Origin of the sequence: Micromonospora sp. AMSO31t (genome assembly GCF_008868175.1) — a bacterium.
In the GTDB taxonomy this organism is placed as follows: domain Bacteria; phylum Actinomycetota; class Actinomycetes; order Mycobacteriales; family Micromonosporaceae; genus Micromonospora.
Genome location: NZ_WBKT01000276.1, coordinates 1 through 2881, shown reverse-complemented (window position 1 = coordinate 2881; position 2881 = coordinate 1). Strand labels below are relative to the sequence as shown.

The 2881-nt window shown below is 75.3% G+C and carries 4 protein-coding genes; all 4 read left to right on the top strand.

All coding sequences use genetic code 11. The features are described from left to right. Window positions 1-338, top strand: a 338-nt coding sequence (locus F8274_RS30310; RefSeq protein WP_151465791.1) for a pyridoxal-phosphate dependent enzyme, incomplete at its 5' end; no start/stop codon positions are given. Continuing rightward, entirely contained in the window at window positions 335-1456 is a 1122-nt protein-coding gene (locus F8274_RS30305; protein WP_151465789.1) for a D-alanine--D-alanine ligase family protein, read from the top strand. The genes F8274_RS30310 and F8274_RS30305, both read left to right, overlap by 4 nt. Next, window positions 1453-2088, top strand: coding sequence for a M15 family metallopeptidase (locus F8274_RS30300; protein ID WP_151465787.1), 636 nt, complete (start codon window positions 1453-1455; stop codon window positions 2086-2088). The genes F8274_RS30305 and F8274_RS30300 overlap by 4 nt, the downstream gene beginning before the upstream one ends. A gap of 81 nt (window positions 2089-2169) precedes the next feature. After that, entirely contained in the window at window positions 2170-2850 is a 681-nt protein-coding gene (locus tag F8274_RS30295) for a hypothetical protein (RefSeq protein WP_151465785.1), read from the top strand. Window positions 2851-2881: the final 31 nt, after the last annotated feature.

The following is a 2881-nucleotide window of genomic DNA, read 5'->3' as shown; positions in this document are numbered from 1 at the left end:
TCCCGGCCCCCACCATCGCCGACGGGCTCCGCCCGAGCTGCGTCGGCGACCTGCCGTTCGCGGTGGCGCGGGACGCCGTCCGGGGCGTCGTCCGGGTCGACGACGACGCCATCGCCGACGCGTTCCGGCTGCTCCTGCTGGAGCTGAAGGTGCTCGTCGAGCCGTCCGGGGCGGCCGGACTGGCCGGCGCGCTGCGGCTCGCCGGCGGCCCGGAGGACGGGCGGTACCGGACGGTCGGCGTGGTGCTGACCGGCGGCAATGTCGAGGCGGAACTGGTGGCCCGGCTGGCGGGGGGACCCGTCGCCGACCTGGCCCGGATGGAAGGGGTGGCGGCGTGAGAGCTGCGATGCGGATCGGTGTCCTGTTCGGTGGCCCGTCGGCCGAGCACGAGGTCTCCTGCGCCTCGGCGCTCGGTGTGGCCCGGGCCCTGGCGGAGCGGGGCCACCAGGTGGTCGCACTCGGGATCACCCGCGCCGGCGGGTTGCGGCTGGTGCCGGAGCCGGTGCTGGCCGAGCGCTGCGCGAGCGTGGGCGCCGGCCGGGCCATCGACGACCGGCTGCCGGTGACCGGCCCGGCCGTCGAGCTGCGGGCCGGGGCCCGCGCCGGCACGGTGGCGGTCACCGCGGCCGACGCGCCCGGCGCGGTGCACGCCGAGCTGGACGTGGTCTTCCCGGTGCTGCACGGCCCGTACGGCGAGGACGGCGTCGTGCAGGGGCTGCTCGAATCGCTCGGCGTGCCGTACGTCGGGTGCGGGATCCTCGCCTCCGCCGTCGGGATGGACAAGGTGGCGATGAAGCGGGCGCTGCGGGCCGAGGGGGTGCCGACCACCCCGCACGTCTGGTTCGACGCGCCGACCTGGCGGGCCGCGGAGGACCCGGAGAAGCTGGTCGTCGGGTTGCGCCGGCCGCTGTTCGTCAAGCCGGCACGGATGGGCTCGTCCATCGGGATCTCCCGGGTGGCCGAGGGCGACGACCTCGTGGCGGCCGTCGAGGAGGCGCTCCGGCACGACCACGTGGTGCTGGTCGAGCAGGGCGTGACCGGCCGGGAGCTGGAGTGCGGGGTGCTCGGCGGCTGGCACCCGGAGGCGTCGGCGGTCGGCGAGGTCCGGGTCGAGGGCGGCTGGTTCGACTACCGGCAGAAGTACTTCGGCGACGCCGACCCGATGACCGTCCCGGCGCCGCTGCCCGACGAGGTCACCGAGCGGATCCGGGAGCTGTCCGTGCGGGCGTTCACGGCGATCGGCGGCTGGGGACTGGCCCGCGTCGACTTCCTCTACGACGAGGCGACCGGCGACCTGTTCGTCAACGAGCTGAACACCCTGCCCGGCTTCACGGCGCACTCGATGTACCCGAAGGTGTGGGCCGCGTCCGGCGTCGACTACCCGGAGGTGGTGGACCGGCTGGTGGCGCTCGCCTTCACCCGGCACGAGGCCCGGCCCCGGGGCGGTGGGGCATGATCCTGCTCTCCGATCCCCGGGTCGCCGCCGTGTCCAGCCGGGACGACGGCGATCCCCTGATCGACCTGCGGGAACTGCCGGAGCTGCGGCTGGACACCCGGGCCGCCGACCCCGCCGGGGCGTACGCCCGGGTGCGGCGCGGGGTCGCGGACCGGTTGCTGGCCGCGCAGCTTGCGCTGCCGGCCGGCCTGCGCCTCCTGGTCGTCGAGGGGTACCGGCCGTACCGGGCGCAGCTCGACATCTTCACCGGCTACCGGGACGAGCTGCGCCGGCGCTACCCGGACTGGCCGGCGGACCGGCTGCACCGGGAGACCACGAAGTTCGTCTCGCCGGTCGAGGTGGCGCCGCACAGCACCGGTGGGGCGGTCGACCTCACCCTGTGCGACGCCGACGGGATCGAGCTGGACATGGGTACGGCCCTCGACGCCACCCCGGAGGAGAGCGCCGACGCCTGCTTCACGGCGGCCCGGCACATTCCGGTGAGCGCGTGGCGCAACCGGCAGGTCCTGGTGGCCGCGCTCAGCGGGGCGGGGCTGGTGAACTACCCCACCGAGTGGTGGCACTGGTCCTACGGCGACCGCTACTGGGCGTTGCTCACCGGTGCGCCACACACCCGTTACGGTCCGTTGTGATCTGCCGTCCCGACTGAACGGTCCGGCCCTCCCGTCCGTACCACGCGTCGAACGAGACCACCGGACGACGGGAGAGACAACGTGAAGGTGCAGCGCAAGCACGTGCTGGCGGCGACCGTGGCACTGGCCGCCTCGGCGGTCGTCGCGGTGGGCACGGGGATGGGGTTCGCGGAGACCACCCCGACCGGCCAGTCGGCCTGTGCGGGGTCGGTGACCTTCTCGGCCGAGGGTGGGGCGCCGGCGGCCACCAGCGACCGCTTCCCCGTGGGCACCCGGTTGCGGCTGACCAACCTGGACAACCGCAAGGTCGCGACCGTCACGGTGACCGGCCCGTCGGGCAGTTGCGTGCTGCTCAACGCGGCGGCCATGGACCTGGTCCGCGAGCCGGGCAAGAACGTCATCCGCCGCAACCTGGTCGAACGCCTCGACGGCGGCGCCCCGGCGACCGGCGCGGCGGGGCCGGGTGGCGCCCCGGTCGGCGAGGCCCGGCCGGGCAACGCCCAGCCCGGCGGCGCGCCCGCCAGCGTCTGCAGCGGGGCGATCACCTTCTCCGCCGAGGGCGGGGCGCCGGCCGCCACCAGCGGGCAGTTCCCGGTGGGCACCCGGCTGCGGGTGACCAACCTGGACAACGGCAGGGCCGCGACCGTGACGGTCACCGGGCCGTCCGGGAGCTGCGTGCTGCTCAACGCGGCGGCCATGGACCTGATCCGGGAGCCGGGCAAGAACCTGGTCCGCCGCAACGTGGTGGAACTGCTGCGCTGAACCGGCCCGGCAGGGTGGGTGGCCGGTCTCT